Source organism: Microbacterium cucumeris, assembly GCF_058349845.2.
On record NZ_JBYRIZ020000005.1, the window covers coordinates 77,032 to 101,076 of the forward strand.

Annotated in this window: 24 protein-coding genes and 3 tRNA genes; 19 read left to right on the forward strand and 8 right to left on the reverse strand. The window is 69.9% G+C overall.

Translation table 11 applies throughout. The annotated features are described in order from the left end of the window. Nucleotides 1–11: 11 nt before the first annotated feature. Nucleotides 12–317 (reverse strand): hypothetical protein, encoded by a 306-nt coding sequence (locus AC3RXZ_RS14030; RefSeq protein ID WP_491494404.1) that lies wholly within the window; start codon nucleotides 315–317, stop codon nucleotides 12–14. Between the two features lie 128 nt (nucleotides 318–445). On the opposite strand from AC3RXZ_RS14030, the gene AC3RXZ_RS14035 reads away from it, so the two are divergent. Then, nucleotides 446–1,870, forward strand: coding sequence for an MFS transporter (locus tag AC3RXZ_RS14035; RefSeq protein WP_498265592.1), 1,425 nt, complete (start codon nucleotides 446–448; stop codon nucleotides 1,868–1,870). Nucleotides 1,871–2,130: 260 nt separating this feature from the next. Then, nucleotides 2,131–2,772: a hypothetical protein gene (locus AC3RXZ_RS14040; RefSeq protein ID WP_491494405.1), complete on the forward strand. Its 642-nt coding sequence runs from the start codon at nucleotides 2,131–2,133 to the stop codon at nucleotides 2,770–2,772. A 260-nt stretch (nucleotides 2,773–3,032) separates the two neighbouring features. Here AC3RXZ_RS14040 and AC3RXZ_RS14045 read toward each other — a convergent pair. The 3 genes from AC3RXZ_RS14045 to AC3RXZ_RS14055 form a co-directional block, all read right to left on the reverse strand. Further along, nucleotides 3,033–3,105 (reverse strand) — tRNA-Phe (locus AC3RXZ_RS14045). A gap of 65 nt (nucleotides 3,106–3,170) precedes the next feature. Continuing rightward, nucleotides 3,171–3,244: transfer RNA gene (locus AC3RXZ_RS14050), tRNA-Asp, on the reverse strand. Between the two features lie 27 nt (nucleotides 3,245–3,271). Then, a tRNA-Glu gene (locus AC3RXZ_RS14055) sits at nucleotides 3,272–3,344 on the reverse strand. 233 nt (nucleotides 3,345–3,577) lie between these two features. Here AC3RXZ_RS14055 and AC3RXZ_RS14060 point away from each other — a divergent pair. Beyond that, the gene (locus tag AC3RXZ_RS14060; protein WP_491494406.1) at nucleotides 3,578–4,954 is read left to right on the forward strand and encodes a M23 family metallopeptidase; all 1,377 of its coding nucleotides are present in this window, start codon (nucleotides 3,578–3,580) and stop codon (nucleotides 4,952–4,954) included. A gap of 75 nt (nucleotides 4,955–5,029) precedes the next feature. On the opposite strand, the gene ppa is transcribed toward AC3RXZ_RS14060, so the two are convergent. Continuing rightward, nucleotides 5,030–5,521 carry an inorganic diphosphatase gene (gene ppa, locus AC3RXZ_RS14065; protein WP_243231827.1) on the reverse strand — a complete coding sequence of 164 codons (492 nt, stop codon included), beginning with the start codon at nucleotides 5,519–5,521 and terminating at the stop codon, nucleotides 5,030–5,032. A gap of 28 nt (nucleotides 5,522–5,549) precedes the next feature. Between ppa and tilS the strand changes: the two genes are divergently transcribed. Further along, on the forward strand, nucleotides 5,550–6,587 hold the full coding sequence (tilS, locus tag AC3RXZ_RS14070) for a tRNA lysidine(34) synthetase TilS (RefSeq protein ID WP_491494407.1): 1,038 nt from the start codon (nucleotides 5,550–5,552) through the stop codon (nucleotides 6,585–6,587). Between the two features lie 104 nt (nucleotides 6,588–6,691). On the opposite strand, the gene AC3RXZ_RS14075 is transcribed toward tilS, so the two are convergent. Then, nucleotides 6,692–7,288 carry a DUF937 domain-containing protein gene (locus AC3RXZ_RS14075; protein WP_491494408.1) on the reverse strand — a complete coding sequence of 199 codons (597 nt, stop codon included), beginning with the start codon at nucleotides 7,286–7,288 and terminating at the stop codon, nucleotides 6,692–6,694. Nucleotides 7,289–7,374: 86 nt separating this feature from the next. On the opposite strand from AC3RXZ_RS14075, the gene hpt reads away from it, so the two are divergent. The 12 genes from hpt (at nucleotide 7,375) to AC3RXZ_RS14135 (ending at nucleotide 17,589) form a co-directional block, all read left to right on the forward strand. Beyond that, a complete protein-coding gene (gene hpt / locus AC3RXZ_RS14080) occupies nucleotides 7,375–7,926 on the forward strand; it encodes a hypoxanthine phosphoribosyltransferase (RefSeq protein WP_243231819.1) in 552 nt (183 codons plus the stop codon). Nucleotides 7,927–8,025: 99 nt separating this feature from the next. Then, a complete protein-coding gene (locus tag AC3RXZ_RS14085) occupies nucleotides 8,026–8,484 on the forward strand; it encodes a carboxymuconolactone decarboxylase family protein (protein ID WP_243231818.1) in 459 nt (152 codons plus the stop codon). 31 nt (nucleotides 8,485–8,515) lie between these two features. Further along, nucleotides 8,516–9,406: a sigma-70 family RNA polymerase sigma factor gene (locus tag AC3RXZ_RS14090; RefSeq protein ID WP_491494409.1), complete on the forward strand. Its 891-nt coding sequence runs from the start codon at nucleotides 8,516–8,518 to the stop codon at nucleotides 9,404–9,406. Between the two features lie 75 nt (nucleotides 9,407–9,481). Further along, nucleotides 9,482–11,497 carry an ATP-dependent zinc metalloprotease FtsH gene (gene ftsH, locus AC3RXZ_RS14095; RefSeq protein ID WP_491494410.1) on the forward strand — a complete coding sequence of 672 codons (2,016 nt, stop codon included), beginning with the start codon at nucleotides 9,482–9,484 and terminating at the stop codon, nucleotides 11,495–11,497. 2 nt (nucleotides 11,498–11,499) lie between these two features. After that, entirely contained in the window at nucleotides 11,500–12,111 is a 612-nt protein-coding gene (gene folE, locus AC3RXZ_RS14100) for a GTP cyclohydrolase I (protein ID WP_491494411.1), read from the forward strand. After that, nucleotides 12,108–12,920 carry a dihydropteroate synthase gene (gene folP, locus AC3RXZ_RS14105; RefSeq protein WP_491494412.1) on the forward strand — a complete coding sequence of 271 codons (813 nt, stop codon included), beginning with the start codon at nucleotides 12,108–12,110 and terminating at the stop codon, nucleotides 12,918–12,920. Before folE ends, folP begins: the two co-directional genes overlap by 4 nt. After that, on the forward strand, nucleotides 12,917–13,297 hold the full coding sequence (gene folB / locus AC3RXZ_RS14110; protein ID WP_243231808.1) for a dihydroneopterin aldolase: 381 nt from the start codon (nucleotides 12,917–12,919) through the stop codon (nucleotides 13,295–13,297). The genes folP and folB overlap by 4 nt, the downstream gene beginning before the upstream one ends. After that, nucleotides 13,297–13,866, forward strand: a complete 570-nt coding sequence (gene folK / locus AC3RXZ_RS14115) for a 2-amino-4-hydroxy-6-hydroxymethyldihydropteridine diphosphokinase (RefSeq protein ID WP_491494413.1) — start codon at nucleotides 13,297–13,299, stop codon at nucleotides 13,864–13,866. The genes folB and folK overlap by 1 nt, the downstream gene beginning before the upstream one ends. Then, on the forward strand, nucleotides 13,863–14,351 hold the full coding sequence (locus AC3RXZ_RS14120; RefSeq protein WP_491494414.1) for a DUF3180 family protein: 489 nt from the start codon (nucleotides 13,863–13,865) through the stop codon (nucleotides 14,349–14,351). The genes folK and AC3RXZ_RS14120 overlap by 4 nt, the downstream gene beginning before the upstream one ends. Then, nucleotides 14,302–14,958 carry a PH domain-containing protein gene (locus tag AC3RXZ_RS14125; RefSeq protein WP_491494415.1) on the forward strand — a complete coding sequence of 219 codons (657 nt, stop codon included), beginning with the start codon at nucleotides 14,302–14,304 and terminating at the stop codon, nucleotides 14,956–14,958. The genes AC3RXZ_RS14120 and AC3RXZ_RS14125 overlap by 50 nt, the downstream gene beginning before the upstream one ends. Next, nucleotides 14,955–16,910, forward strand: coding sequence for a PH domain-containing protein (locus AC3RXZ_RS14130; protein WP_491494416.1), 1,956 nt, complete (start codon nucleotides 14,955–14,957; stop codon nucleotides 16,908–16,910). The genes AC3RXZ_RS14125 and AC3RXZ_RS14130 overlap by 4 nt, the downstream gene beginning before the upstream one ends. Next, nucleotides 16,900–17,589: a DUF2520 domain-containing protein gene (locus AC3RXZ_RS14135; protein ID WP_491494417.1), complete on the forward strand. Its 690-nt coding sequence runs from the start codon at nucleotides 16,900–16,902 to the stop codon at nucleotides 17,587–17,589. Before AC3RXZ_RS14130 ends, AC3RXZ_RS14135 begins: the two co-directional genes overlap by 11 nt. 13 nt (nucleotides 17,590–17,602) lie before the next feature. Here AC3RXZ_RS14135 and AC3RXZ_RS14140 read toward each other — a convergent pair whose 3' ends face one another. After that, nucleotides 17,603–19,414, reverse strand: coding sequence for a DUF2207 domain-containing protein (locus AC3RXZ_RS14140; RefSeq protein WP_491494418.1), 1,812 nt, complete (start codon nucleotides 19,412–19,414; stop codon nucleotides 17,603–17,605). A gap of 118 nt (nucleotides 19,415–19,532) precedes the next feature. Here AC3RXZ_RS14140 and lysS point away from each other — a divergent pair, with 118 nt between their 5' ends. Then, the gene (gene lysS / locus AC3RXZ_RS14145) at nucleotides 19,533–21,056 is read left to right on the forward strand and encodes a lysine--tRNA ligase (protein WP_491494419.1); all 1,524 of its coding nucleotides are present in this window, start codon (nucleotides 19,533–19,535) and stop codon (nucleotides 21,054–21,056) included. Between the two features lie 4 nt (nucleotides 21,057–21,060). On the opposite strand, the gene AC3RXZ_RS14150 is transcribed toward lysS, so the two are convergent. Further along, nucleotides 21,061–22,176 (reverse strand): DUF4192 family protein, encoded by a 1,116-nt coding sequence (locus AC3RXZ_RS14150; protein WP_491494420.1) that lies wholly within the window; start codon nucleotides 22,174–22,176, stop codon nucleotides 21,061–21,063. Nucleotides 22,177–22,330: 154 nt separating this feature from the next. On the opposite strand from AC3RXZ_RS14150, the gene AC3RXZ_RS14155 reads away from it, so the two are divergent. Continuing rightward, nucleotides 22,331–22,504, forward strand: a complete 174-nt coding sequence (locus tag AC3RXZ_RS14155; protein ID WP_243231791.1) for a hypothetical protein — start codon at nucleotides 22,331–22,333, stop codon at nucleotides 22,502–22,504. A gap of 81 nt (nucleotides 22,505–22,585) precedes the next feature. Continuing rightward, nucleotides 22,586–24,040: a cardiolipin synthase gene (cls, locus tag AC3RXZ_RS14160; protein ID WP_491494421.1), complete on the forward strand. Its 1,455-nt coding sequence runs from the start codon at nucleotides 22,586–22,588 to the stop codon at nucleotides 24,038–24,040. The last annotated feature ends 5 nt before the right edge of the window (nucleotides 24,041–24,045 follow it).

Consider the following 24,045-nt stretch of genomic DNA (forward strand, 5'->3'; position numbering starts at 1 on the left):
GCCCGCCGGGTTCAGCCCCGTGTCGTCCTCTCAAGGCGAAGCCGCCCGGGGAGGAGCGGCAGGGCCGGCGCGCGGTAGTCGAGCATCCCCTCGTCGCCGGGCTGGAGTGTGATCTCGGCCTGGCCGAAGCGCCACATCCGGTTGAACAGGAAGACGCCCAGGACCACCGGATGCTCTGACGACACCTGCCACGTCCCGAGTCCCCACTGGGTCGGCTGACCTCGGCCCTCGATCACGAGCGTCGGGCGGATGCCGGCGTAGAGCGCGAGCCAGGGCTTGCGCAGGCGCAGCTCGATGCGACGGGTCGCTGAGGTCATGCTCCTCACGCTACCGGGAGCGCCGTTCGCGACAGCAGTCCTTGCACGGGAATACTATACCCCCCTAGGGTATTAACGTAGTGAGGTCCGACTGGACCGATCCTTCCTCGAGCTGAACGGAGCACGACGTGTCATCGCCAACGAAAAGCCCTGCACGATGGTGGGGACTCACCCTCATCGCCTTGGCGCAGTTCATGGTCATCATGGACGCCTCGATCATCGGAGTAGCGCTGCCGAAGATGCAGGAGGACCTCGGATTCACCCCGAGCACCCTCTCCTGGGTCTTCAACGCCTACGTCATCGCTCTGGGCGGCTTGCTGTTGCTGGGCGGACGCCTCGCCGACCTGTTCGGCCCCCGACGGATGTTCGCCACCGGCTGGGTCGTCCTCGCCGGCGGTTCTCTCGTCGCCGGGCTCGCCGGTGACGTCGCGACCGAACTCACCGGGCGCGTTCTGCAGGGTGCGGGCTCCGCGCTCATCGCTCCGGCCGCCTTGTCGCTGCTGATGATGCTGTTCGGCCGGAACCCGCGAGAGCTCACGAAGGCGATGGCCTTCTACGGTGCAGCAGCTCCTGCCGGTGGCACCGCCGGCGTCTTCCTTGGTGGCGTCATCACCGAGTTCGCGTCCTGGCCGTGGGTGTTCTTCATCAACGTGCCGATCGCGATCCTCGTCCTGGTGGTCATGTGGTCGGCCCTCCCCGGCGGACGGCTCGGAGCTCGTGGATCCGTCGACGTACTCGGCGCGGCCATCGTCACCCTCGGACTCGCCGTGCTGGTCTACGGCATCGTGCGGGCCGAGGTCGTGGGATGGGCGTCCGCAGAGACGTGGATCGCGATCGGTGCGGGTATCGCGCTGCTGATCGTCTTCCTCCTGATCCAGCGCGTGAAGCGGGAGCCGCTCGTCCGGCTCTCGCTCTTCCGCTCGCCCAACCTCGGGGCAGCCAACCTGGCGCAGGTGCTGCTGGGTGCCGCCTGGATCCCGATGTGGTTCTTCCTCAACCTCTACCTGCAGCAGGTCCTGGGCTTCAGCGCCTTCCCCGCGGGGGCGGCACTTCTGCCCATGACCGCGCTCATCATGATCGGGATGATCGTCCTGGCTCCGCGTGTGATCGCTGCGTTCGGTCCGAAGGTGCCCATCGTTCTCGGGTTGCTCATCCTCGCAGGTGGTCTCACATGGATGGCGTTCATCCGTCCGGACGGCAACTACTGGGTCGACGCATTCGGGCCTTCCCTCGTGGTCGCGTTCGGTCAAGCGCTGGCGTTCATCCCGTCGCTGCAGGTGGCGATCTCGGCGGCACCGCCAGAGGACGGCGGCCTGGCATCGGGCATCGTCAACACGAGCTATCAGGTGGGCTCGGCCATCGGTCTCGCGGTGGTCTCGGCCATCGCCGCGGGTTTCGGGGCGAGTCAGGTCGGCGACCCGCAGGCGCTCACGGACGGATACTCGGCAGCATTCGTCGCAGCCGGCGCGATCGCGCTCCTCGGTGCGTTGCTCGTGTCCGTGCTGTTCCGCACCGCGCGTTCCGCACGGGTCGCAGAGACACTGTCTGCCTGACTCTGTGGTGGCCTCGTCGCGAGGCGAGGCCACCAGAGCGATCACCTCAGGGGAGCGATCGTGCTGCACCGGCGAAATCTGGCGCGGGGCAACGTCACGGTGCTGATTCTGTCGTGGACCGCGAACCAGGACGTGCGGAGGTGCAGCTCCATGTGACGGTCGCCGGGTCATGATCTTTATGCCCTCGGGCGGTTCGGCGTAGATCTTGCGCGCGCGACGAGGCCACGGCCGCAGCGGGCGCAGTCCGCTAACATCGCGTCATGTCCGGTCGTCCTCGTATCGTCCTCACCGCGGCCACGGGCATTGCGATCGCGATGCTCGGGCTCGCTGGGTGCACCTGGGCTGCGGTGCCTGAGGGCTCCGGTGCGACGCCGAAGCCGCGGGCGACGGCGACGCCGTGGGATGGCGCGACGGCAGGCTCCGCGACAGCGCAGGACGACGACTGGTACTTCGAGTCGAGGGCCGACGACGGTACGTGCACGGTGTTTCGTTTCGCTGGGGTCACGGACGCTGACGAACTCGGAGACAGTCCGCGACGGGTCAGCGAATTCATCGTGCCGGAACTCACCGACGGTGGTCCGCGCGAATTCGCGCAGGGAGAGGCGATCCTCAACGACGAAGGGACTGTTGTCGCGTACATCGTTGCCAGCGGCGACACTCCCTTCTCGGTCGCTGAGCGGTTCTGCTCAGGCCAAGACGAAATCGCTCTACTCAACGCGGTGCGACGGAACACGTTCTACAGCACGTTTTACAACGACCCCGATCCGCCACCGGCGTCGTGGATCACCCTCTACGTCGGGGACACGATCAACCTCGACCCGGCTACGATCACGACGGTCGGCGATGAGCGCGGGCAGGTGTATAGCAACACCCCGAACATGCACCTGCCGCCACAGCGGTAGGGTCCGCAGCACCCGGGATGGCTCGCGGCTGGCCTCATTCGGGTCGCAGTTCATGCTGTTCTGGGCCTGCCGCCAGCGTTCCCATCGCAATTCATGCCGTTCTCGGCGCGCTGAACCGGCATCGATCGCGACCGGAAGAGGGCTCACAACCTGATGACGACAGAAACTGCGACCGGAAGCTCGCGCTGGCGCCGCGAGACCGGCGCCGGCGCGCAGAAACGAAGAAACCCCCGTGCGTAGAAGCCGCACGAGGGTCCCAGTGGCTCCGACGGGCGTCGATCCCGTGACCTCACGATTTTCAGTCGTGCGCTCTACCAACTGAGCTACAGAGCCTCACGGCACATCTGCCGCGTCTTAGACGACAGGCCCTCTTCGAGAAAAGGGCCTGTCGCTCAGAGCGACCCTGACGGGACTTGAACCCGCGACCTCCGCCGTGACAGGGCGGCACGCTAACCAACTGCGCTACAGGGCCAGAACTTTTCAATTGTATCGGTTGGAGTGACCCCAACGGGATTCGAACCCGTGCTACCGCCGTGAAAGGGCGGCGTCCTAGGCCGCTAAACGATGGGGCCGAAGTCTGTCCCGGGGGACTTCCTTGCCGACGCTCAAGCATAAAGGATGCTCTGACGAAAACGCGAATCGAGGGCGCGTCCTCTTTCCGATCGGGCGTGTCGGGAGGACGATGGATGCCGTGGGTCGTGCTGTTCGACGCGCACCCGTGAGGCGATCGAAGCGGTGCGAGCACTGTTGCAGATGTGAATCTTGTTGTTAGTGTGGCATCTGTGAAACCGGCGGAAGGGGCCGTGTGAACGAGAAGCTCACGGAGGACGCTGCCCTCGCAGCATCCGAGGAATGCGGCTGCGCGCCCAGCCCGGCCGAGAGGCGTTCCCTCTGGAATCGCGGCTCGGTGACCCGCCGCAGCGCGATCGGCATCGGCGCGCTCAGCGTCGTCGCGCTCAGCGCCTTCGGCATCACCAACGGCGTGACCAGCGCCTACGCCGCCACGTACCCCAGCTGGGACGACGTGCAGAAGGCCAAGAAGAACGAGGCGGCCAAGGCCGCCGAGGTCAAGCGCATCGAGGGGCTCATCGCCTCCCTGACGCAGAAGGTCGCCGACACCAAGGCCGCCGCCGAACTCGCCTCCAACGAGTTCTACGAGGCGCAGCAGGCGTTCTTCGACGCCGCCACCGAGGCTGACGAGCTCCAGGCGCAGGCTGACGAGCAGGCCGCGGCGGCCGACGAAGCCGCCACCAAGGCCGGTCAGGTGGCCGCGCAGCTCTACCGCAACGGCGGTGACGACACCGCCCTCCAGCTCTTCTTCTCCGGCTCCGCCGCCGACGCCGACCAGCTTCTCGCCAAGCTCGGCACGATGGACAAGCTGCTCGAGTACAACCAGACGGTGTACGACGACGCGGTCGCGGCGCGCAACGCCGCCCAGCAGCTCAGCGATCAGGCCGTCGTCGCCCGCGAAGAGCGCGACCGCCTGCAGAAGATCGCCGAGGAGAAGATGATCGAGGCGCAGGCCGCCGCGGATGCCGCACAGGCCGCCCTCGACGAGCAGACCGCGAATCTCGACACCCTCGAAGCGCAGCTCGCCGCCCTCAAGGACACGACCGCCACGACGGTCGCCGCGTACCAGAAGGGCGTGGAGGAGCGTCGCAAGGCTGAAGAGGCGCGCCGGAAGCGCGAAGCCGAAGAGGCCGCGAAGGCCGCCGCCGGTGGCGGTGGGGGCGGAGGCGGCGGTGGCGGCGGCCAACCGAGTTCCAGCGGCTGGGTGCGGCCGCACGGCGGGTACCGCTCGTCCGGATACGGACGGCGTCCCTCGAAGTGCGACAACTACGGCAACTGCTCGTCGAGCTTCCACCGCGGCGTCGACCTGGCCAACGGCTGCGGCGCGCCGATCTACGCGGCGAGCAGCGGCGTCGTCGACTACGCCGGCCCGAACGGCGGCTACGGGAACTACATCCGCATCCAGCACTCCGGGGGTATCGCCACCGGCTACGCGCACATCCGCTCGGGCGGCTTCGCGGTGCGATCCGGACAGCGCGTCTCCGCCGGCCAGGTCATCGCGTACGCGGGCAACACCGGCAACTCCCTCGGCTGCCACCTTCATTTCGAGGTGTACCGCGGAGGCACGATCAACCCGATCAACTTCATGGCGAGCAAGGGCGTCAGCGTCTGAGCATCCCGTCACACGTACGACGCCCCCGGCCGCAGCGCGGAACCGGGGGCGTCGTACGTCCGGGGCGAAACCGGGTCAGTGACCCTGCTCGCCGAAGCGGACGATCGCCTCGTCGAGGATGCGCTGCGCCTCCGCGGCATCCCCCCAGGCGTCGACCTTGACCCACTTGTTCGGCTCGAGGTCCTTGTAGTGCTCGAAGAAGTGCTCGATCTCCTTCTTCGTGTACTCGGCCAGGTCGCCGATGTCCTGGATGTGCGCCCAGCGCGGATCCTTCGACAGCACGGCGACGAGCTTGTCGTCGCCTCCGGCCTCGTCGCTCATCTTCAGCACGGCGACGGGACGGACGTTCACCACGACGCCCGGGTAGATGGGGTGATCCAGCAGGACCAGGACGTCCAGCGGGTCGCCGTCCTCGCCGAGCGTGTTGTCGAAGTACCCGTAGTCGGCGGGGTAGCCGAACGTCGTGTAGAGCACACGGTCGAGGTGCACTCGTCCGGTCTCGTGGTCGACCTCGTACTTCACGCGGCTGCCGCGCGGGATCTCGATGACGGCGTCGTGTGCGCCCATGCGTGTGCTCCTTGGAAAAGACGGTTGGATGCCGGGACAAGCCTACCCGGGCCGCCTGCCGTACCGTGGTGACGTGCCCTCCCTGAACCCTGCCATCGCCGAGATCCGTCTCGCCGTCCGAACCGCCCTCGCCGACCTGCCCGACGGCGCGACCGTGATGGTGGCACTCTCCGGAGGGGCCGACTCGCTCGCGCTCACCGCGGCGACCGTGTTCGAGGCGCGTTCGCGCGACATGAGGGTGCTCAGCCTGACGGTCGACCACCAGTTGCAGGACGGCTCCGACATGATCGCCGCCACGGCCGCGGTCGCGGCGGAAGGCATCCGCGTGCATGATGCGCTGCAGACGAAGGTCGACGTGCGCGACCGTGGTGACGGACTCGAGGCGGCCGCACGGGATGCCCGGTACGCGGCGCTGCGCGGCATCGCCCGTGCGGAGAAGGCGGACGCGGTGCTCCTCGGACACACGCTCGACGATCAGGCCGAGACCGTACTGCTCGGGCTTGCCCGCGGATCCGGAGCGACGAGCCTGCAGGGCATGGCCCCCGTGCGCGAGGACGAGGACGGCCTGCGCTGGATGCGTCCCCTGCTGGGCGTGCGGCGCGAGACCACCAGGGCGTTCTGCGCGGCATCCGATCTCGAGGTCTGGGACGACCCGCACAACACCGATGACCGGTTCGCACGGGTGCGGGTGCGGGAACGCGTGCTTCCGGTGCTCGAAGCCGAGCTCGGGCCCGGCATCGCGCAGGCCCTGGCGCGCACGGCCGAGCAGCTGCGCGAGGACGCCGAGGCCTTCGACGAGATGATCCACGAGACGATCGAGGACATCGTCGAGCACGCCGAGGCCGGCATCTCCGTCAGCGCGGCGGCCCTCGCGGCGAACCCCGCGGCGCTGCGCAACCGCATCATCCGCCTCGTCGTCGACAGCGAGTTCGGGGTCGGCCTCACCCGCACGCAGACTGTCGAAGTGGCGCGGCTCGTGACGGACTGGACAGGACAGGGACCGATCGACCTCCCCGGCTGCACCGCAGCGCGCCGGGGAGGTCGCATCGAGTTCGTCGCTCGCTGAGTCGAGACCCGGGGCTGGTCCGTTTCGACTCGCTTCGCTCGCTCAACGAGCGCGGGAGGGAAGCTCGCTCAACGAGCGGGGGAGGGAAGCTCGCTGAGCTCCCGCTACTTCTTGCCGCCGAAGAGTCCGCCGATCAGACCGCCGAGGTCGAGGCCGCCGCCGGAGCCGGCCTGCGAGCCGCCGCCGAGGACACCGCCCAGCAGGTCGCCGAGTCCGCCGCCTCCACCGGAGGACGACCCTCCGCCGACGAGACCGCCGATGAGGTCGCCGATGCCGCCACCGGACTCCTCGCCCGTCGTGGCGGACTTCTCGGACTTGCCCTTGTTGGCGTTCGCGATGAGGTTCATCACGATCGGGGCGAGGATCGGCAGGAGCTTGCCGAAGTCGATCCCCGCCGTCTGCTTCGACTCGGTGAGCTTGGCCGTGACCTCCTGCTCGCTGTCGCCGAGCACGTGCTTGACGATCTTGCCGCCGTCGGCCTGATCGATGTCGTCCACCTTCGTGGGGACTGCGCCCTCGTGCTTCTGCAGCGCCTTCTGGATCGCCGCCGAGCCCTCCTCGCTCTGCGCGTTCTTCGCGAGACCGCCGAGCAGCACCGCACCGCCCTGCTCCACCGCCTGCTTCGCGACGTCGGGCGAGACCCCGAGTTTGGCGGCGATGTCGTCGATCGGGACCTGCTGGAGGATGTCGTCGAGAGCCATGTCAGTCCTTCCGGTTCGGGGCGTTCGCCCTGGTCACGGCTCACAATAGTGCGGATGCCGCGGCATCCGTCACCTAAAATCGATGCATGCGCGCCGCTGAGATCCAGGACGACCTTGCACAGATCCTCGTCACCGAGGAGGAGATCCAGGCCAAGCTGGCGGAGCTGGCCGAGCGGGTCGCGGCGGACTACGCGGGCAAGGACCTGCTGCTGGTGGGCGTGCTCAAGGGCGCCGTCATGGTCATGGCCGACTTCGCCCGAGCCCTGCCGTTCCACGCGCCGATGGACTGGATGGCCGTGTCCAGCTACGGATCGAGCACGAAGTCCAGCGGTGTCGTCCAGATCCGCAAGGACCTCGACACCGACCTGAACGGCAAGCACGTGCTCATCGTCGAGGACATCATCGATTCCGGTCTGACCCTCAGCTGGCTGCTGGAGAACTTCGCCTCGCGCGGCCCCGAGTCGGTCGAGGTGCTGGCTCTGCTGCGCAAGCCGGATGCCGCGAAGGTCGAGATCGACTGCAAGTACGTCGGGTTCGACATCCCCACCGACTTCGTCGTCGGCTACGGGCTCGACTTCGACGAGCGCTACCGCAACCTCCGGGACGTGGCGGTGCTCGCTCCGCACGTCTACTCCTGACGCCTGTCACACTTCGGCCTCGGCATTCGACACCCCTTCAGAGGGCTGACAGGACGCGACGAGATCCGTCGCGTCGACGCGGCCCCGGAGGGAACGACGATGACCAGGATCGACATGGGCCGGACCAACAAGCTCGGATACGCGGCCGTGATCGGCCTCGAGGCCTATGCACGCAAGAACGTCGACACACGTCTGTACGAGCTGATCAAACTCCGCGCCTCGCTCCTGAACGGATGCGGCTTCTGCGTCGACATGCACGCGACGGAGGGCGCGAAGCGCGGCATCCCGCAGCGGACCCTGCATGCGGTCGGCGCCTGGCAGCACGCGAAGGGATTCTTCGAGGAACGCGAGCTCGCGGCTCTCGCCCTGACCGACGCGGTCACCAAGCTCGGGCCGGACACCGTCACGGACGAGATCTGGGACGCCGCGGCGGCCCACTTCGACGAGGGGGAGCTCGGAGCGATCGTGCTCGCCATCAGCACGATCAACGTGTGGAACCGCATCGCGATCGCGACCGGGATGGAGCCTCCGATCGACGACCGGCATCCGATTGCGTGAGCTCGAACGCACCCGCCGCTAGCGTGGGGGCATGACGCCCTCCACGCCCGCGGCCCGAGCGTGGTCGACCGAACGCGGGCGGCTGGTCGGCATCGCGTACCGGATGCTGGGAGACCTCGGTCACGCCGAGGACGTCGTCTCCGAGGTGGCGATCGAGGCGCTGCGCGAGGAGCGCGCCGGCGACGGCCGGGTGCGTTCCTGGCCGGCGTGGCTGACGACCGTGTGCGTCCGCCGCGCGATCGACCGGGTTCGCGCGGTCGCCGCCGTACGCGAGGAGTATGTCGGACACTGGCTGCCGGAGCCGGTCGCGCTCTCCCGGCTCCCCGAGGATGCCGTGGCCGACCGCGAGATGCTCTCGCTGGGGCTGCTGCATCTGGCCGAGCAGCTGGCTCCGGACGCGAGAGCGGCGGTCGTGCTGCATCGCGCCTACGGGATGTCGGCGGTGGAGATCGGGGGCATCCTGGAGAAGTCGCCCGCCGCGGTGCGGCAGCTCATCTCGCGGGCGGAACGACGGCTGCGCCTCGCCCCGCCGGGGGATCGGCCGCCGTCGACTGCCGATCCGGCGGCCGTCAGCGTGCTGATCGCGGCGCTCGAGGACGGTGAGATCGACGTGCTGCTCGACATGCTCGCGGACGACGCCATCCTGTGGAGCGACGGCGGCGGCCGAGTACGCGCGGCGCTGAATCCGATCTTCGGCTCCGCCAAGGTGCGACGGTTCTTCCTCGGGGTCCTCGAGAAGGCGGTGGCGGCCGACCCCGCGCACCCGTTCTCGGTCGCGCCCCTCGACGCGAACGGCGACCCCGCCTTCGCCCTCACGCATTCCGGACGGACGGACGTCGTGGTCCTCGAGTTCGGTGCGGACCGGCGCATCGTGGGCATCCGTCAGGTGTCCAATCCCGACAAGCTCCAGCACGTGCTGTGACGCTCACGGGATGCCTTTCCGCCGTGGGCGAATCACAGCAGGCGCCAAGCGGGCGGGCGGTACGCTGATCGAATCATGGATGTGAAGAAGATCACCCGGAATCCCCTGATCTACGTGGCGCTGATCGGCGTGCTCCTGTTCGGCGGATTCCTGCTGATCTCGAACCTCGGCGCGCCGAAGCAGATCACCGTGCAGCAGGGGCTCGAGCTCCTCGCGGGGGACACGGTCACAGAGGTGACCAACACGGACGGCGACCAGCGCGTCGACATGACCCTCTCCAAGCCCTTCGAGGGTGCCGAGCAGGTGCAGTTCTACTACGTCGACGCCCGCGCCGATCAGATCGTGGAGGCGATCGACGCCGCCGATCCGAAGGACGGCTTCACCGACGTCGTCCCGCGCGCGACCTGGTTCGACAGCTTCCTGTCGCTTCTCATCCCGCTGGTGCTGCTGGGTCTGCTGTTCTGGTGGCTGCTGTCGTCCATGCAGGGCGGCGGCGGCAAGGTCATGCAGTTCGGCAAGTCCAAGGCCAAGCTGGTCAACAAGGAGACCCCCACGGTCACCTTCGCCGATGTGGCGGGCGCTGACGAGGCCATCGAGGAGCTGCAGGAGATCAAGGAGTTCCTGCAGGACCCCGCCAAGTTCCAGGCCATCGGCGCCCGCATCCCGAAGGGCGTGCTGCTGTACGGCCCTCCCGGAACCGGGAAGACCCTGCTCGCCCGCGCCGTCGCCGGCGAGGCGGGCGCCCCGTTCTACTCGATCTCGGGCTCCGACTTCGTCGAGATGTTCGTCGGTGTGGGAGCGTCGCGCGTGCGCGACCTGTTCACGCAGGCCAAGGAGAACGCGCCCGCGATCATCTTCATCGACGAGATCGACGCCGTCGGCCGTCACCGCGGCGCCGGCATGGGCGGCGGCAACGACGAGCGCGAGCAGACGCTCAACCAGATGCTCGTCGAGATGGACGGCTTCGACCCGAACGCGAACGTCATCGTGATCGCGGCGACGAACCGCCCCGACATCCTCGACCCCGCTCTGCTGCGCCCCGGCCGGTTCGACCGGCAGATCGGCGTGGACGCGCCAGACCTCAAGGGACGTCAGCAAATCCTCGACGTGCACGCCAAGGGCAAGCCGCTCTCGAAGTCCGTCGACCTCGAGGTCGTCGCCCGCAAGACGCCGGGCTTCACCGGAGCGGACCTCGCGAACGTCCTCAACGAGGCGGCCCTGCTGACGGCGCGATCCAACGCGCAGCTCATCGACAACCGCGCACTGGACGAGGCGATCGACCGCGTCATCGCCGGCCCGCAGCGCCGCACGCGTGTCATGAAGGACCGCGAGCGTCTGATCACCGCCTACCACGAGGGCGGGCACGCGCTGGCGGCCGCCGCCATGAACTACACCGACCCGGTCACGAAGATCACGATCCTGCCGCGCGGCAAGGCGCTGGGCTACACGATGGTGCTCCCCCTGGACGACAAGTACTCCGTCACCCGCAACGAGCTGCAGGACCAGCTCACCTACGCGATGGGCGGCCGCGTGGCCGAGGAGATCGTGTTCCACGACCCCACGACCGGGGCCTCCAACGACATCGAGAAGGCCACCAGCATCGCCCGCAAGATGGTCATCGAGTACGGCATGACCACCGAGCTCGGCCCGGTCAAGCTCGGCTCCGAAGGCGGGGAGCCGTTCGCCGGCCGAGACATGGGCCGCGGGCGCGACTACTCCGAGACCGTCGCGGAACGGGTCGACGTCGAGGTGCGCGCGCTGATCGAGCAGGCGCACAACGAGGCCTACCAGGTCATCAGCGACAACCGCGACGTGCTCGACCGGCTCGCGCTGGCGCTGCTCGAGGAGGAGACCCTCGACCACAACCAGATCGCCGAGATCTTCCAGGACGTCCGCAAGCTCCCCGAGCGCCCGCTGTGGCTGTCCAGCGAGGACCGCCCGGTGTCCGACCGGCCTCCGATCGACGTGCCCAAGCGGGTCGTGCCCGCGGATGCCGCGGCCTCCGAGGCGGCACCGGCGGATGCCGCGGCATCCCGGGGCGCGGCCGGTTCCGCCCCGTCCTCCGGACACGCGCGTCCCGCCACCGCCTGATCGTGACCGTCGACATCCAGCGCGTCGCCGCTCTCACCCGGGAGCTGCTGATCGCGATCGGTGAAGACCCGGAACGCCCGGGTCTCAAGCAGACGCCGCAGCGCGTCGCCGACCTCTACGGCGAGTTCTTCTCGGGCGTGGGGGAGGATGCCGCAGCTCCCCTCGCGCACACCATCAGCGTGTCGCGAGGGCCGGCGCCCGAGACGCTGCCCAGCGGTGCGGTGGTGCTGCGCGACATCCGCTTCCGCTCGGTGTGCGAGCACCATCTGCTTCCCTTCGCCGGGCGTGCCCATCTCGCCTACCTTCCGGGCGAGCAGGTCGTGGGTCTCGGCGCGCTCGTCAAGGTCGTGGAGATCCTCGCCGCCCGTCCGCAGGTGCAGGAGCGCCTGGGGGAGCAGATCGCCGACACGATCGACGCGCACCTGGACACCCGGGGGGTTCTCGTCGTGCTGGATGCCGTGCACGGCTGCGTCACGATGCGCGGCGGACGCCAGCCCGAGGCGTCGACGCTGACCGTCGCGGCGCGCGGCGACTACGCCGAGCCTGCGGCGCGGGCCGAGATAATCGCGCTCATCGGCGCTTCGCCCACCGGTGGGGGAGCGGAGCAGCCGTGACCGTCATCTGGGGCATCGTCAATGTCACCCCCGACTCGTTCAGCGACGGCGGGCGCTTCCTGGACGCCGCGCAGGCCATCGAGCACGGGCTCGGCCTGTGGCGCGCCGGCGCCGGGATCCTCGACGTGGGCGGCGAATCCACCCGCCCCGGTGCGGACCGGGTCGATCCCGCCGTCGAGCAGGAACGTGTGCTCCCCGTGATCTCGGCCCTCGCGGCCGAGGGCGCGACCATCAGCGTCGACACCCTGAACGCCTCCACGGCCGTTGCGGCCGTCACGGCCGGCGCCCGCATCGTCAACGACGTGTCCGGCGGGCTCGCCGACGAGCAGATGCTCCCGGCCGTGGCGGACACCGACGCCGATTACGCGCTCGGTCACTGGCGCGGACCGTCCGCCGACATGTACGCGAACGCCTCCTACCGCCGCGCGGCGCGCGAGGTCGCCGGCGAGCTGCGCGAAGGGGTCGGCCGGGCCGCGGCCGCGGGCATCGCCCCCTCGCGCATCATCCTCGATCCCGGCATCGGGTTCGCCAAGGCGGGGGACACGAACTGGGACGTCCTGCGCGGCCTCGACGAGATCACCGCCCTCGGTCACCGGGTGCTCGTCGGCACCTCGCGCAAGCGGTTCCTCGCCGACACTCTGCGCACGACCGCGGACGCGCAGGAGGAGATCTCGATCGAGCGCCGCGACCTCGCGACGGCCGTGACCAGCGCGCTCGCCGCCCGCGCGGGGGCCTGGGCCGTCCGCGTCCACGATGTCGCCGCCACTCGCGACGCGCTCGCCGTCGCCCGGGCCTGGGAGGGCCGATGACGCACCCCGACGACGAGATCCTGCTGAGCGGCCTGACCGCGTTCGGACGGCACGGCGTCTACGACCATGAGCGCGAGGACGGGCAGGAGTTCACCGTCGACCTGCGCCTGCGGCTGAGCCTCGCGGATGCCGCGGCCTCCGACGACGTGGCGGACACCGTGCACTACGGGGAACTGGCCGACCGGGTCGTCGCGGTGATCACCGGAGAGCCGGTGAACCTCATCGAGACGCTCGCCGACCGCATCGCCGTCGTCGCCCTCTCCGACGATCGTGTGGACGCCGTCTCGGTCACCGTGCACAAGCCGAGCGCTCCGATCCCGCACACGTTCTCGGACGTGTCGGTCACCCTGCATCGCAGCCGAGGGGAGGTCGGCTGATGGTGCGGATGCCCCCGCTGCCGCCGATCGATCCGCGCCCCGGCCGGGAGGCGTCGGTCGCCGTCGTCGCCCTCGGAGCGAACCTCGGCGACCGCCGCGCGACCGTGGAGAGCGCTGTCGACCGCATCGCCCGCCTGCCGCTCGTGGACGAGGTCGCGCTGTCGCCGCTGCACGAGACGGTCGCCGTGCACCCGGATGGCCCGGATCCTGACGCGCCCGGGTACGTCAACGCAGTCGCGCTCGTGCGGACGCGGTTGGCCCCGCAGGTGCTGCTGGGCATGCTGCACGCGATCGAGGAGGAGCACGGCCGCGAACGCCGCGAGCGCTGGGGCGACCGCACGCTCGACCTCGACCTCATCGCCTACGGCGACCTCGAGTCGGACGCGGCCCATCTGCTGCTGCCGCATCCCCGGGCGGCCGAGCGCCTGTTCGTGCTCGAACCGTGGCTGGAGATCGATCCGGATGCCGAGCTGCCCGGCCGAGGGCGGGTCGCGGATCTCGTCGCCCGGCTGCGGTCGGATGCCGCGGGCGGGCGCGACGCGGACGGTTCCGGCGAGCACGGCCGATGAAGCGCACCTCCGCCCTCGTCCTCGTCGTCCTCGCGCTGGTCGGCGCGGCGGCCGGATACGGACTGGACCACCTGCTGACCGTCACGGGCCGTGCCACTTTCGCGCCTTCCGCGTGGCTGCCGGTGCTGCTGCTCCTGCTCGCCGCCGCCTGCCTGGGCCTGGCGTGGCCGGTGCGGCGCAGTGTACGAGGGGCCTCGCCGAAGAGGATCGATCCGTTCCGCGCCCTGCGCGCGGCGACTCTCGCGCGTGCCTCGAGCCTGCTCGGTGCGCTCCTGGCGGGCTTCGGGACCGGCATCCTGGTCTTCCTGCTGTCGCGTCCGGTCGGGCCCCAGGTAGGGTCGATGGTGGCGATGGCCGCCCTCGTGGGAAGCGCCGTCCTCCTCGTGGCGGCCGCGCTCGTCGCCGAACAGTTCTGCACACTGCCGAAGGATCCTGATGACCGACAGCCAGATGAACCCTCCACAGGAGCCGACGCCGGGCGCTGAGCCCGCGGCCGCCGGTCCCGTGTCTGCGGCCGGCGCAGTCCAGACGCCGCCGCCCGCCGCCCCCGGGCCCGTGCAGAACCCCGCTCTCGACGCCGGAACCTACACCGCCATCCGCGAACCGCGCGGAGCCGGCCGGCTCGCGCTGGACGGCCAGTGGCACCAGATCTCGCCCCGCTACGTGGTGTCGCAGCTGGTGCAGAACCTCATCTTCATCGCGATCATCGCGATCGCCGCCGGCGTCCTCAGCGCGATCATCGGAGAGCCGTGGGTGTGGATCCCGGCCGGAGCCGTGATCCTCATCACGCTCATCACGCTCGTCATCCTGCCCCGGCAGGCGAAGGCGATCGGCTACATGCTGCGCACCGACGACATCGTGTTCCGCAAGGGCATCCTGTGGCAGCGCATGATCGCCGTCCCCTACGGCCGCATGCAGCTCGTCGACATCACGCACGGCCCGCTCGATCGCGCCTTCGGCGTCTCGCAGCTGAAGATGGTCACCGCCGCCGCCACCACGGGCGTGCAGATCCCCGGTCTCACGCAGGCTGCCTCCGAGGCGCTGCGCGACACGCTGATCGAGGTCGCCGAGACCCGCCGGACGGGACTGTGAGCGCTCCGTTCCCCGGTCCGTCCGGTCTGCCCGAACCGCTGCCGGCCTCCGCCCCCGTCGGCGACGATTCGCTCGCCGACGGGGAGTGGCACCGGCTGCACCCGCTGACGCCGCTGTTCAAGGGCGGCCTCGTGCTGATCGTGATCGCGGGAATCATCGTCAGCAACTTCCGCGACCGCTTCATCTACTGGTTCGTCAATCTCTTCACCCCCGACGAGGTCCATGTCGACGAGTACACCGGCGGCGATCCGGTCGATTGGGTGCTCGCGAACAACCTGCTGCTCGTCGCGATGCTCGTGGCGCTCGGGATCGTCCTCGTGCTGTGCGCCGCCTTCTGGGTCGTGTGGCGATTCCAGGAGTTCCGCATCACCGACGACCACGTCGAGGTGCGCAAGGGGATCATCTTCCGCTCGCACCGCCGGGCTCCGCTTGACCGCGTGCAGGGCGTGAACCTGACGCGTCCCTTCCCGGCCCGCCTCATCGGCATGGCCAAGCTCGAGGTCGTCGGCGCCGGCACGGATGCCAACGTCCCGCTGGAGTACCTCTCCACGCCCAAGGCCGAGGCCGTGCGCGCCGACATCCTGCGTCTCGCGTCGGGAGCGCGTGCTGCGCGCGAGGCCGCACGCAGCGGACAGCAGCAGCCCGCGGGGAGCGTGCGCCAGCAGGTCACGGGCGCCGTCAACCATGGCATCAACGGCATGATCACGGGCGTGGACCTCGCCGATGTCGCCCCCGAGAGCGTCGTGAAGATCCCGACCGGGCGCCTGGTCGGTTCTCAACTGCTCAGCGGCGTTCTGTGGTTCTTCTTCTTCGCCGTGATCTTCCTCATCGTGATGGCGTTCACGATCCCGGCCCTCCTGGCCGACGAGGGGCCGGAGGCCGGTTTCGCGATCCTCGGGATCAGCCTCGGCATCGGCATCCCGCTCGTGATCGCGACCGTGGCGGTGACGTGGGCGCAGATCTCCAAGTCGCTGCGGTACTCGATCGCGCCGACCCCGGACGGAGTGCGCATCACCTTCGGCCTGTTCACGACCGTCACCGAGACGATCCCTCCGGGGCGCATCTTCTCCGTGGAGGTCTCCCAGTCGCTGCTGTGGCGCCCGTTCGGCTGGTGGACCATCAAGATCAACCGCATGAGCGGCAAGAGCGCGTCGCAGCAGCAGTCCGGCAGCGCGCAGCAGTTCAACATCGTCCTGCCGGTCGGAAAGCGCGCGGATGTCGAGCGCGTGCTCGGCCTGATCCTCCCGGACCTCCCTGCCGCCGATGCTCCGCTGGTCTGGCAGCACGGCATCCTCGGTCCGCAAGCCGCCGACGACCCGTTCGTGCGCATGCAGCCCCGGGCCTGGTGGCGACGACCGGTGTCGTGGAAGCGGCACGGATTCGCTCTCACGGACTTCGGCCTGATCCTGCGCCGCGGGGTGCTGTGGCGCAAGCTCGCGGTGTTCCCGCTGGCGCGCCTGCAGGGCCTGTCGGTGTCTCAGGGGCCTATCGATCGCCTCCAGCGCGTGGCCTGGATGAAGGCGCACAGCGTCACCGGCCCCGTGCTCGGCGAGGTCGTCGGCATCGACAGCGCGCAGCTCATGGCCGCGTTCGACGATGCGGCCCGGCGCGCCTCGGACTCCGTCGGCCGGGACCGCGGGCATCGCTGGGCCGAACAGTCGGATGCCTCGGCAGAACCCTGGGCTGGCCCCGCCATGCCGGCGCCGCCGTCGGCCGCACCCGGCTTCCCCGCCGTGCAGACTCTTGCGGCTCCGCCCGCTGCTCCTCCGGCCGCGCCGCCCCCGCCGCCCGCCCCGCCGGTCTCGGCTCCCTCGGCGCCCACGGTTCCGGCAGCGCCACCGGCGCCGCGTTCGGCACCGCCCGCCGCGCCGCCTTCGGCACCGCCCGCCGCGCCGCCGGTTCCCCCGGCCGTGCCGCCGGCACCGCCGACGGAGCCACCGCGTGAGTCGTGAGGGCCGTCTCGGTGTCGGCATCGTCGGAGCGGGCCGCGTCGGGCCGGTGATCGGAGCGGCGCTCGCCGGCGCCGGTCACGCCCTGGTCGGCATCACGGCGTCCTCGGACCCGGAGCGCGCCTCGGCCGTGCTGCCCGACGTGCCGGTGCTGGACGCGCCCGAGGTGCTGCGTCGCAGCGAGCTCGTCGTCCTCGCGGTGCCGCACGACGAACTGGCCGGCCTCGTCGACGGGCTCGCCCGTGTCGGCGCCTGGCAGCCCGGACAGCTCGTCCTGCACACGGATCCGTCCTACGGAATCGGCGTGCTGGAGCCGGCGCAGCGCTCCGGGGCGATCCCTCTCGCGGTGCACCCGGCGATCACGTTCACCGGCACGTCGATCGACCTGCGCCAGCTCCAGGCCGCGTTCGCCGCCGTGACGGCCCCCGCCCCGGTGCTGCCGATCGCGCAGGCGCTCGCCGTCGAGCTCGGCTGCGAACCGGTCGTGGTCGCCGAGGAGGATCGAGCGGCCTACGCCGAGGCGATCGCCACGGCATCCGAGTTCTCCCGGTCGATCATCTCCCAGGCCACCGGGCTGCTGCGCGGGATCGGCGTGGAGAACCCGGGCGGGTACCTGTCGGCCCTGGTGCAGTCCACCGTCGAGCGGGCGCTGCGCGAGGCATCCGACCCGCTCGCCCCCTGACGTCCCGCCGGGCTCATCGGCCTCCCGAGAACCCGCCGCCTCCGCCTCCGCCCGAGAACCCGCCGCCCGTCGATCCGCCGAATCCGGACGAGGTGCTGCTGCTCGGAGACGAGTAGCTCGATGCGCTCGAGGTCGTCTGGGAGAAGGAGGACATCCGGGCGGCGAGCCCGACCGCAGCGCCGTTCACCCAGACCGGCGAGACCTGCTGCTGGGCGTACGCGGTCTCGAGGACCTCGCCCCATTCCCGCTCCTGCCCGAACAGGATCGCGTACGGCAGCAGCAGCTCGTACAGATGGATCACGTCGATCGCTCCGTCGGGGCGGCGCTCGGCGCCGGTGTAGCTCTGCAGCATCCGCAGCCGGTCGGCCTCGGCGACGCGGATGAACTCGCGCACGCCCTCGAGGTGCTCGAGTTGCCGGGCACCCTCCGGCGTGAGCACGGTGCGTCCGGAGAGTCCCACGAGCAGGGAGATGATCGCGACGACGCCCGCAAGAGCCGCGATCAGGATGCCGGGGATGGCGGTCTCGCGCGCCTGCACGACACCCCAGATGCCGAGTCCCAGGCCCACGGCGAGCAGGCCGAGGGCGCCCCAGGTCAGCGCGACGGCCGCCCGGCTGCGCTCCTTCGTGACGAGCCCGCGCTTCGCGGCGGCCTTCGTGCCGGCCCGGAGGAGGCCCTGCATGCGCTCACCGAACGAGGAGCTGTCCTTCGGGAGCGTCATGACGATGTCCGGCTCGTCGTTGTTGAACACCGCTTTCAGAGCGCGGTGGTCTAGCGGATCCGGGATCGGCGCGTCGAGCCGGCGCAGACGCGGACGCCGCTCGTCGTCGTCCCGGTCGGGCAGCTCCTCGAGACGGAGCATCCCGCGCACCGCGAGGTGGGTGATCTGGGCGGCGATGGCGTCGCGGGCCTTCGGCACGATCGCGTTCGCGAGGAGCGGAGGCATCGAGCTCGGCACCTCGTACTGCGCCACGACGATGCCCGTTGCGCGCCGCCTCGAGCGCACCATGGCTGCGGTCGCCGCCCACCCGCCGGCCGTGAGCAGCAGCGCCCCGCCGCCCAGTACGATCGGCGCGACGTCCGTGAGGGGGTCGGGAAGGCGCTGATCGGGCTGGATGACGGTGCCGGGTTCCAGCCCGATCGCGACGGTCACCCCGTCGCCCGCGGCGAGATCCGATTCGGCGACCGTGAACGTGTCGCCCTCGTGCGTGAGCTCGCAGGTGTCGCGTGATCCCTGCGGTCCGATGTAGCAGGCGGAGGAGCCGGTCAGCCGGTCGCCCAGCTCGGGATCGAACGTGATGCGCGCCGAGAAGTCGTCGATCGGCTGCGCGCTGTCCAGGGGCAGCAGGTCCCAGTAGAACTCGTCGGACCCGTTGCGCGCGGCGAGGATCACGTCGCGCATCTCGTAGGTGATGACGTACGTGGTCGGCCCGTGCACGAACGCGTCGGTGCCGGTGAGGATGTAGACGACGCCGTCGTCCTCCTCCGTCTCGTAGGGAACCGGGGCGCCCTGCCCGTCCGTCACCGACACGATCTCGGTGTGCGTGGAGGCTCCCTCGTAGCCCAGGACGATCCCGCGGACGATGCCGCGGTTCTGGTCGGTGTCGGGGAACTCCGCGGTCACCGTCTCGGTGGTGCGCAGGGTGGCGTGGCCGTCGTCGTCCCTGCCCACCTCGAGCACGGAGTCCCAGGACGAGTAGGAGAAGTCGTCGACGTCGCCGGAGGCGGACACCGCGGATGCCGTGGCCGTCGTGGCGGGGAGGATCGCGGCGCCGGCTGCGAGGGCGAGGGCGGTGAGCAGTCGGAGACCTCGGCGTGCGCTCATGATCTCCACGCTACCCGCCCGCTCCGATGCCGCCGCGGCCGCGTCCGACCGGACGGACGCCCGGCGGAGTCCCGGCGCACCCGCGATAAACTGGCCGCTGACTTCCAAGGAGCCCCGCATGACGAACGCGTCCGACGCGCCCGCCCCCGTCCCCGCCGACGACGAGGACATCCATGAGCAGAAGGCGGTCCGACTCGCCAAGCGCGAGCGGCTGATCGCCCGGCGTGCGGATGCCGGAGGCGGCGCGTTCCCGGTCGGAGTTCCGGTGACGCACTCCATCCCGGCGCTCCGTGCCGAGTACGGCGAGCTCGAAGCCGGAGCCGAGACGGGCGTCCAGGTGGGCGTCGCCGGCCGCGTGGTGTTCAGCCGCAACACGGGCAAGCTCTGCTTCGCCACCCTGCAGGCCGGGGACGGGTCGCGCATCCAGGCCATGATCTCCCTGGCGAACGTCGGCGAGGAGTCGCTGGCGGACTGGAAGGAGTACGTGGACCTGGGGGACCACGTGTTCGTCCACGGCGAGGTCATCTCCAGCCGCCGCGGCGAGCTGTCGATCATGGCTGATGAGTGGGCGATCGCGTCCAAGGCGATCCTTCCGCTGCCCAACGCGTACTCCGAGCTCAGCGAGGAGGGTCGTGTGCGCAGCCGCTTCCTCGACCTCATCGTCCGCGAGCAGGCCCGCACGACGGTGCGCGCCCGCGCGGCCGTGAACGCCAGCCTGCGTGCGACGTTCGCGAGCCACGACTACCTCGAGGTCGAGACGCCCATGCTGCAGGTGCAGCACGGCGGCGCATCGGCCCGTCCCTTCATCACCCACTCGAACGCGTTCGACACCGACCTGTATCTGCGCATCGCCCCGGAGCTGTACCTCAAGCGCGCGGTGGTCGGCGGCATCGAGCGGGTCTTCGAGATCAACCGCAACTTCCGCAACGAGGGCGCCGACTCGACGCACAGCCCCGAGTTCGCGATGCTCGAGGCGTACCAGGCCTACGGAGACTACAACCAGATGGCCGAGCTCACGCAGGAGCTCGTGCAGCAGGCGGCGATCGCGGTGAGCGGTTCGACCACGGTCACGTGGGCCGACGGAACCGAGTACGACCTGGGCGGCGAGTGGGACCGCATCTCGATGTACGAGTCGCTGTCCGCGGCGTCCGGTCGCACTGTGACCCCCGAGGACGCGGTCGAGGACCTCATCGCCTTCGCCGAGCGCAGCGGCGTGGACGTGCCGCCGCAGGCGACGCACGGCAAGCTCGTCGAGGAGCTGTGGGAGCACTTCGTGAAGGGCGATCTCGTGCGCCCGACGTTCGTCATGGACTTCCCCCTCGACACCTCGCCGCTGGTGCGCGAGCACCGCTCGATCGCCGGCGTCGTGGAGAAGTGGGACCTGTACATCCGGGGCTTCGAGCTCGCCACGGGGTACTCCGAGCTCGTCGACCCGGTCATCCAGCGCGAGCGCTTCGTCGAACAGGCGAAGCTGGCGGCGCGCGGCGACGTCGAGGCCATGCGCGTCGACGAGGAGTTCCTGCGCGCGCTCGAGCACGGCATGCCGCCGTCCGGCGGCATGGGCATGGGCATCGACCGGCTGCTCATGGCGATCACGGGGCTCGGCATCCGCGAGACCATCCTCTTCCCGCTGGTGAAGTGAGGCGTCAGGCCGCGTCCGCCGCGCGGCGGTGGAACGCCCATTCGGGCAGGGGTCGCGCGAGCAGCAGCTCGCCCAGCAGGCGTCCGAAGCTGTAGTCCGGCGCGATCCCGCGCACCTGCTCGAGGTGCTTCTCCGCGTGCGAGGTGCGTCCGAGCGCCCAGGACAACCAGGCCGCGACCGCCAGCGGGCCGACGCGCTTCGCCCGCGGTGCGAGGGCGGCGAGCCTCCGCACGGCGCGCAGCGCGGCGTGCAGTCGTGCCGCGTCGGGCCGCGGACCCTCGCCGACGAGCATCCTGGCGGAGCCGTCGGGCATCACCCTCGACGAGCGGTACTCGAGCTGCGCGTCCAGCGCGCGCTCGCCGCCGTCCTGGTCCGTCGCCCACTGCACGAGCGCCACGTCCCGGTACACGGGCTGGTCGAGCAGCCACAGGAGTGCGGCGACCAGGAACGGCGGCGCGTCCTCCGGCAGGTCCAGGGCCTCCTCGAACATCCCGGTGACATCGTCAAGCAGAGCGGCCGCCGCGAGTGCCTGCGGGTTCTCGCGCCCCGCGGGCACGGGGCGGTCGAGGCGTATGCGGCACAGCACCTGATCCAGATCGATGAGAGCCCGCCCGACGCGTTCGGAGGCGAGCAGGCTGACGACCGGGAGGTCGGCTCCCGCGGACTGGTCGGCCTCGAGGGCGATCCCCGGTGGCAGTGGCCTGGTCGCGATCGCGTCCAGCGGGTTGAGCGCCGGATCGTCGTCCAGATAGCTGGACCATCCTTCCGGTGTGACGCAGAGCGCGTCGACGATCCCGAGACGCGCCTCCTCGGCGGATGCGAGCACCTCGTCGACGAGCACGGCGTGCGGAAGCACGAGGCCGTCGCGCGTCGCCAGGGCCGTCTCTTCGCAGTACACGACGATCGCGACGGCCTCGGTTCCCGGGACCCGGCGGGTCAGGGCCACGGCGGGCTCGGCGAACTCGACGGGATCGTCGGGGAGGTCCATGCGCAGTGCGCCATAGGCGCGCTTGCCCTCGAAGGGGACCAGCACGATGCTCCGCCTCGGCGTGAAGCCGGCGAGGGCGGGGACGAGGCCGAGGAACTCGGCGGAGCCGGAGGCTTTCATCACGGTTGTCATGCCGCGAGTGTGCCGCTGTGGATCCTCCGCGGGAGCGCCGGGACGGCGATTGTGGACGGATTCCGCGAGATCTCCGATTGTGCAGGGCGAGTGGTGCGGGAACGGGTGAGGAGTCGACGGGCGAGCCCACAGGCGCGCGGCGTACGATGGACTCATGGAGAACTTCTGGGCCGCGGCATCCTGGTCGATCCTGCCGACGCTCGCCGTCTGCGTGGTGTTCTTCTTCGTGCTCCGCGGCATCCTGCGCTTCGACCGCACCGAGCGCAAGGTGCACGCGCAGATCGAGGCCGAGGAGCGCGCGGCGCGGGGCCTCCCGCCGAAGCAGTGACGCGGCGGCGTCCCACCCACCCACTACGCTGAGAGCATGGTCGGCGTCAGGCGTGCGGCCAGGGAGCACCGGGGGTGACGCATGATCGCTTGGCCCTGGTGGGTGCTCGCCGGTCTCACCGTCATCGACATCGCGATCCGCATCACGGCCATCATCGTCGTCCCGCGCAATCGCCGTCCGACCGCGGCGATGGCCTGGTTGCTGGCCATCTTCTTCATCCCCTTCTTCGGGGTGTTCCTGTTCCTGCTGATCGGCAACCCGCGGCTGCCGCGCGCCCGGCGCCGCAAGCAGCAGCAGATCAACGACTACATCGCCGAGACGAGTGACCACCTGCACTTCGGCACGCTCCGACCGGATGCGCCGGACTGGTTCGGACCGCTGGTGCGCATGAATCAGCGACTGGGAGCGATGCCGCTGTCCGGAGACAACGGTGCGCACCTCATCTCGGACTACCAGGAATCGCTCGACGCGATGGCGGATGCCGTGCGCACCGCGACGTCCTACGTGCACGTGGAGTTCTACATCCTCCAGTCGGACGCGTCCACCGACAACTTCTTCCGCGCGCTGGAAGAGGTGGCGGCGCGCGGCGTCTCGGTCCGCGTGCTGCTCGATCACTGGGCGAACCGCTGGAAGCCCCGCTACCGGCACACCGTCCAACGCCTGAAGCGGATGGGCTCCGACTGGCACGTCATGCTCCCGGTGCAGCCGTTGAAGGGACGCATGCAGCGCCCGGACCTGCGCAACCACCGCAAGCTCCTCGTCATCGACGGGCGCGTGGCGTTCCTGGGCTCGCAGAACATCACGGATTCGACCTACAACCTGCCCAAGAACATCAAGCGGGGCCTGCACTGGGTCGATCTCATGGTGCGCCTGGACGGTCCGATCGTGGCGAGCGTCAACGCGATCTTCCTCAGCGACTGGTACAGCGAGACCGATCAGGTGCTCTCGGACATCGACATCGCGCACGCGGTCGAGGGCACGGGGGACCTGGACTGCCAGGTCGTGCCCTCGGGACCTGGATTCGAGGTCGAGAACAACCTGCGCCTGTTCCTCGGGCTGCTCTACTCGGCGAAGCGCAAGATCATGATCGTGAGCCCGTACTTCGTACCGGACGAGGCGCTGCTGCTCGCCGTCACGGCGGCATCCGATCGCGGGGTCGAGGTCGAGCTGTTCGTGTCCGAAGAGGGCGATCAGGCCATGGTCTACCACGCTCAGCGCAGCTACTACGAGGCGCTGCTGCGCGGCGGCGTCCGGATCTGGATGTACCGGAAGCCGTACATCCTGCACACCAAGAGCCTCACGATCGACGACGAGGTCGCCGTCATCGGCTCCAGCAACATGGACATGCGCTCCTTCGGCCTGAACCTCGAGATCTCGCTGCTCGTGCGCGGAGAGGAGTTCGTCGAGGAGATGCGCGTCGTCGAGGACGTCTATCGCTCCCTCAGCCGCGAGCTCACGCTGGACGAGTGGATGCAGCAGCCGCTGCGCTCCACCGTGCTCGACAATCTCGCGAGGCTCACCTCCGCGCTGCAGTGAGGGCG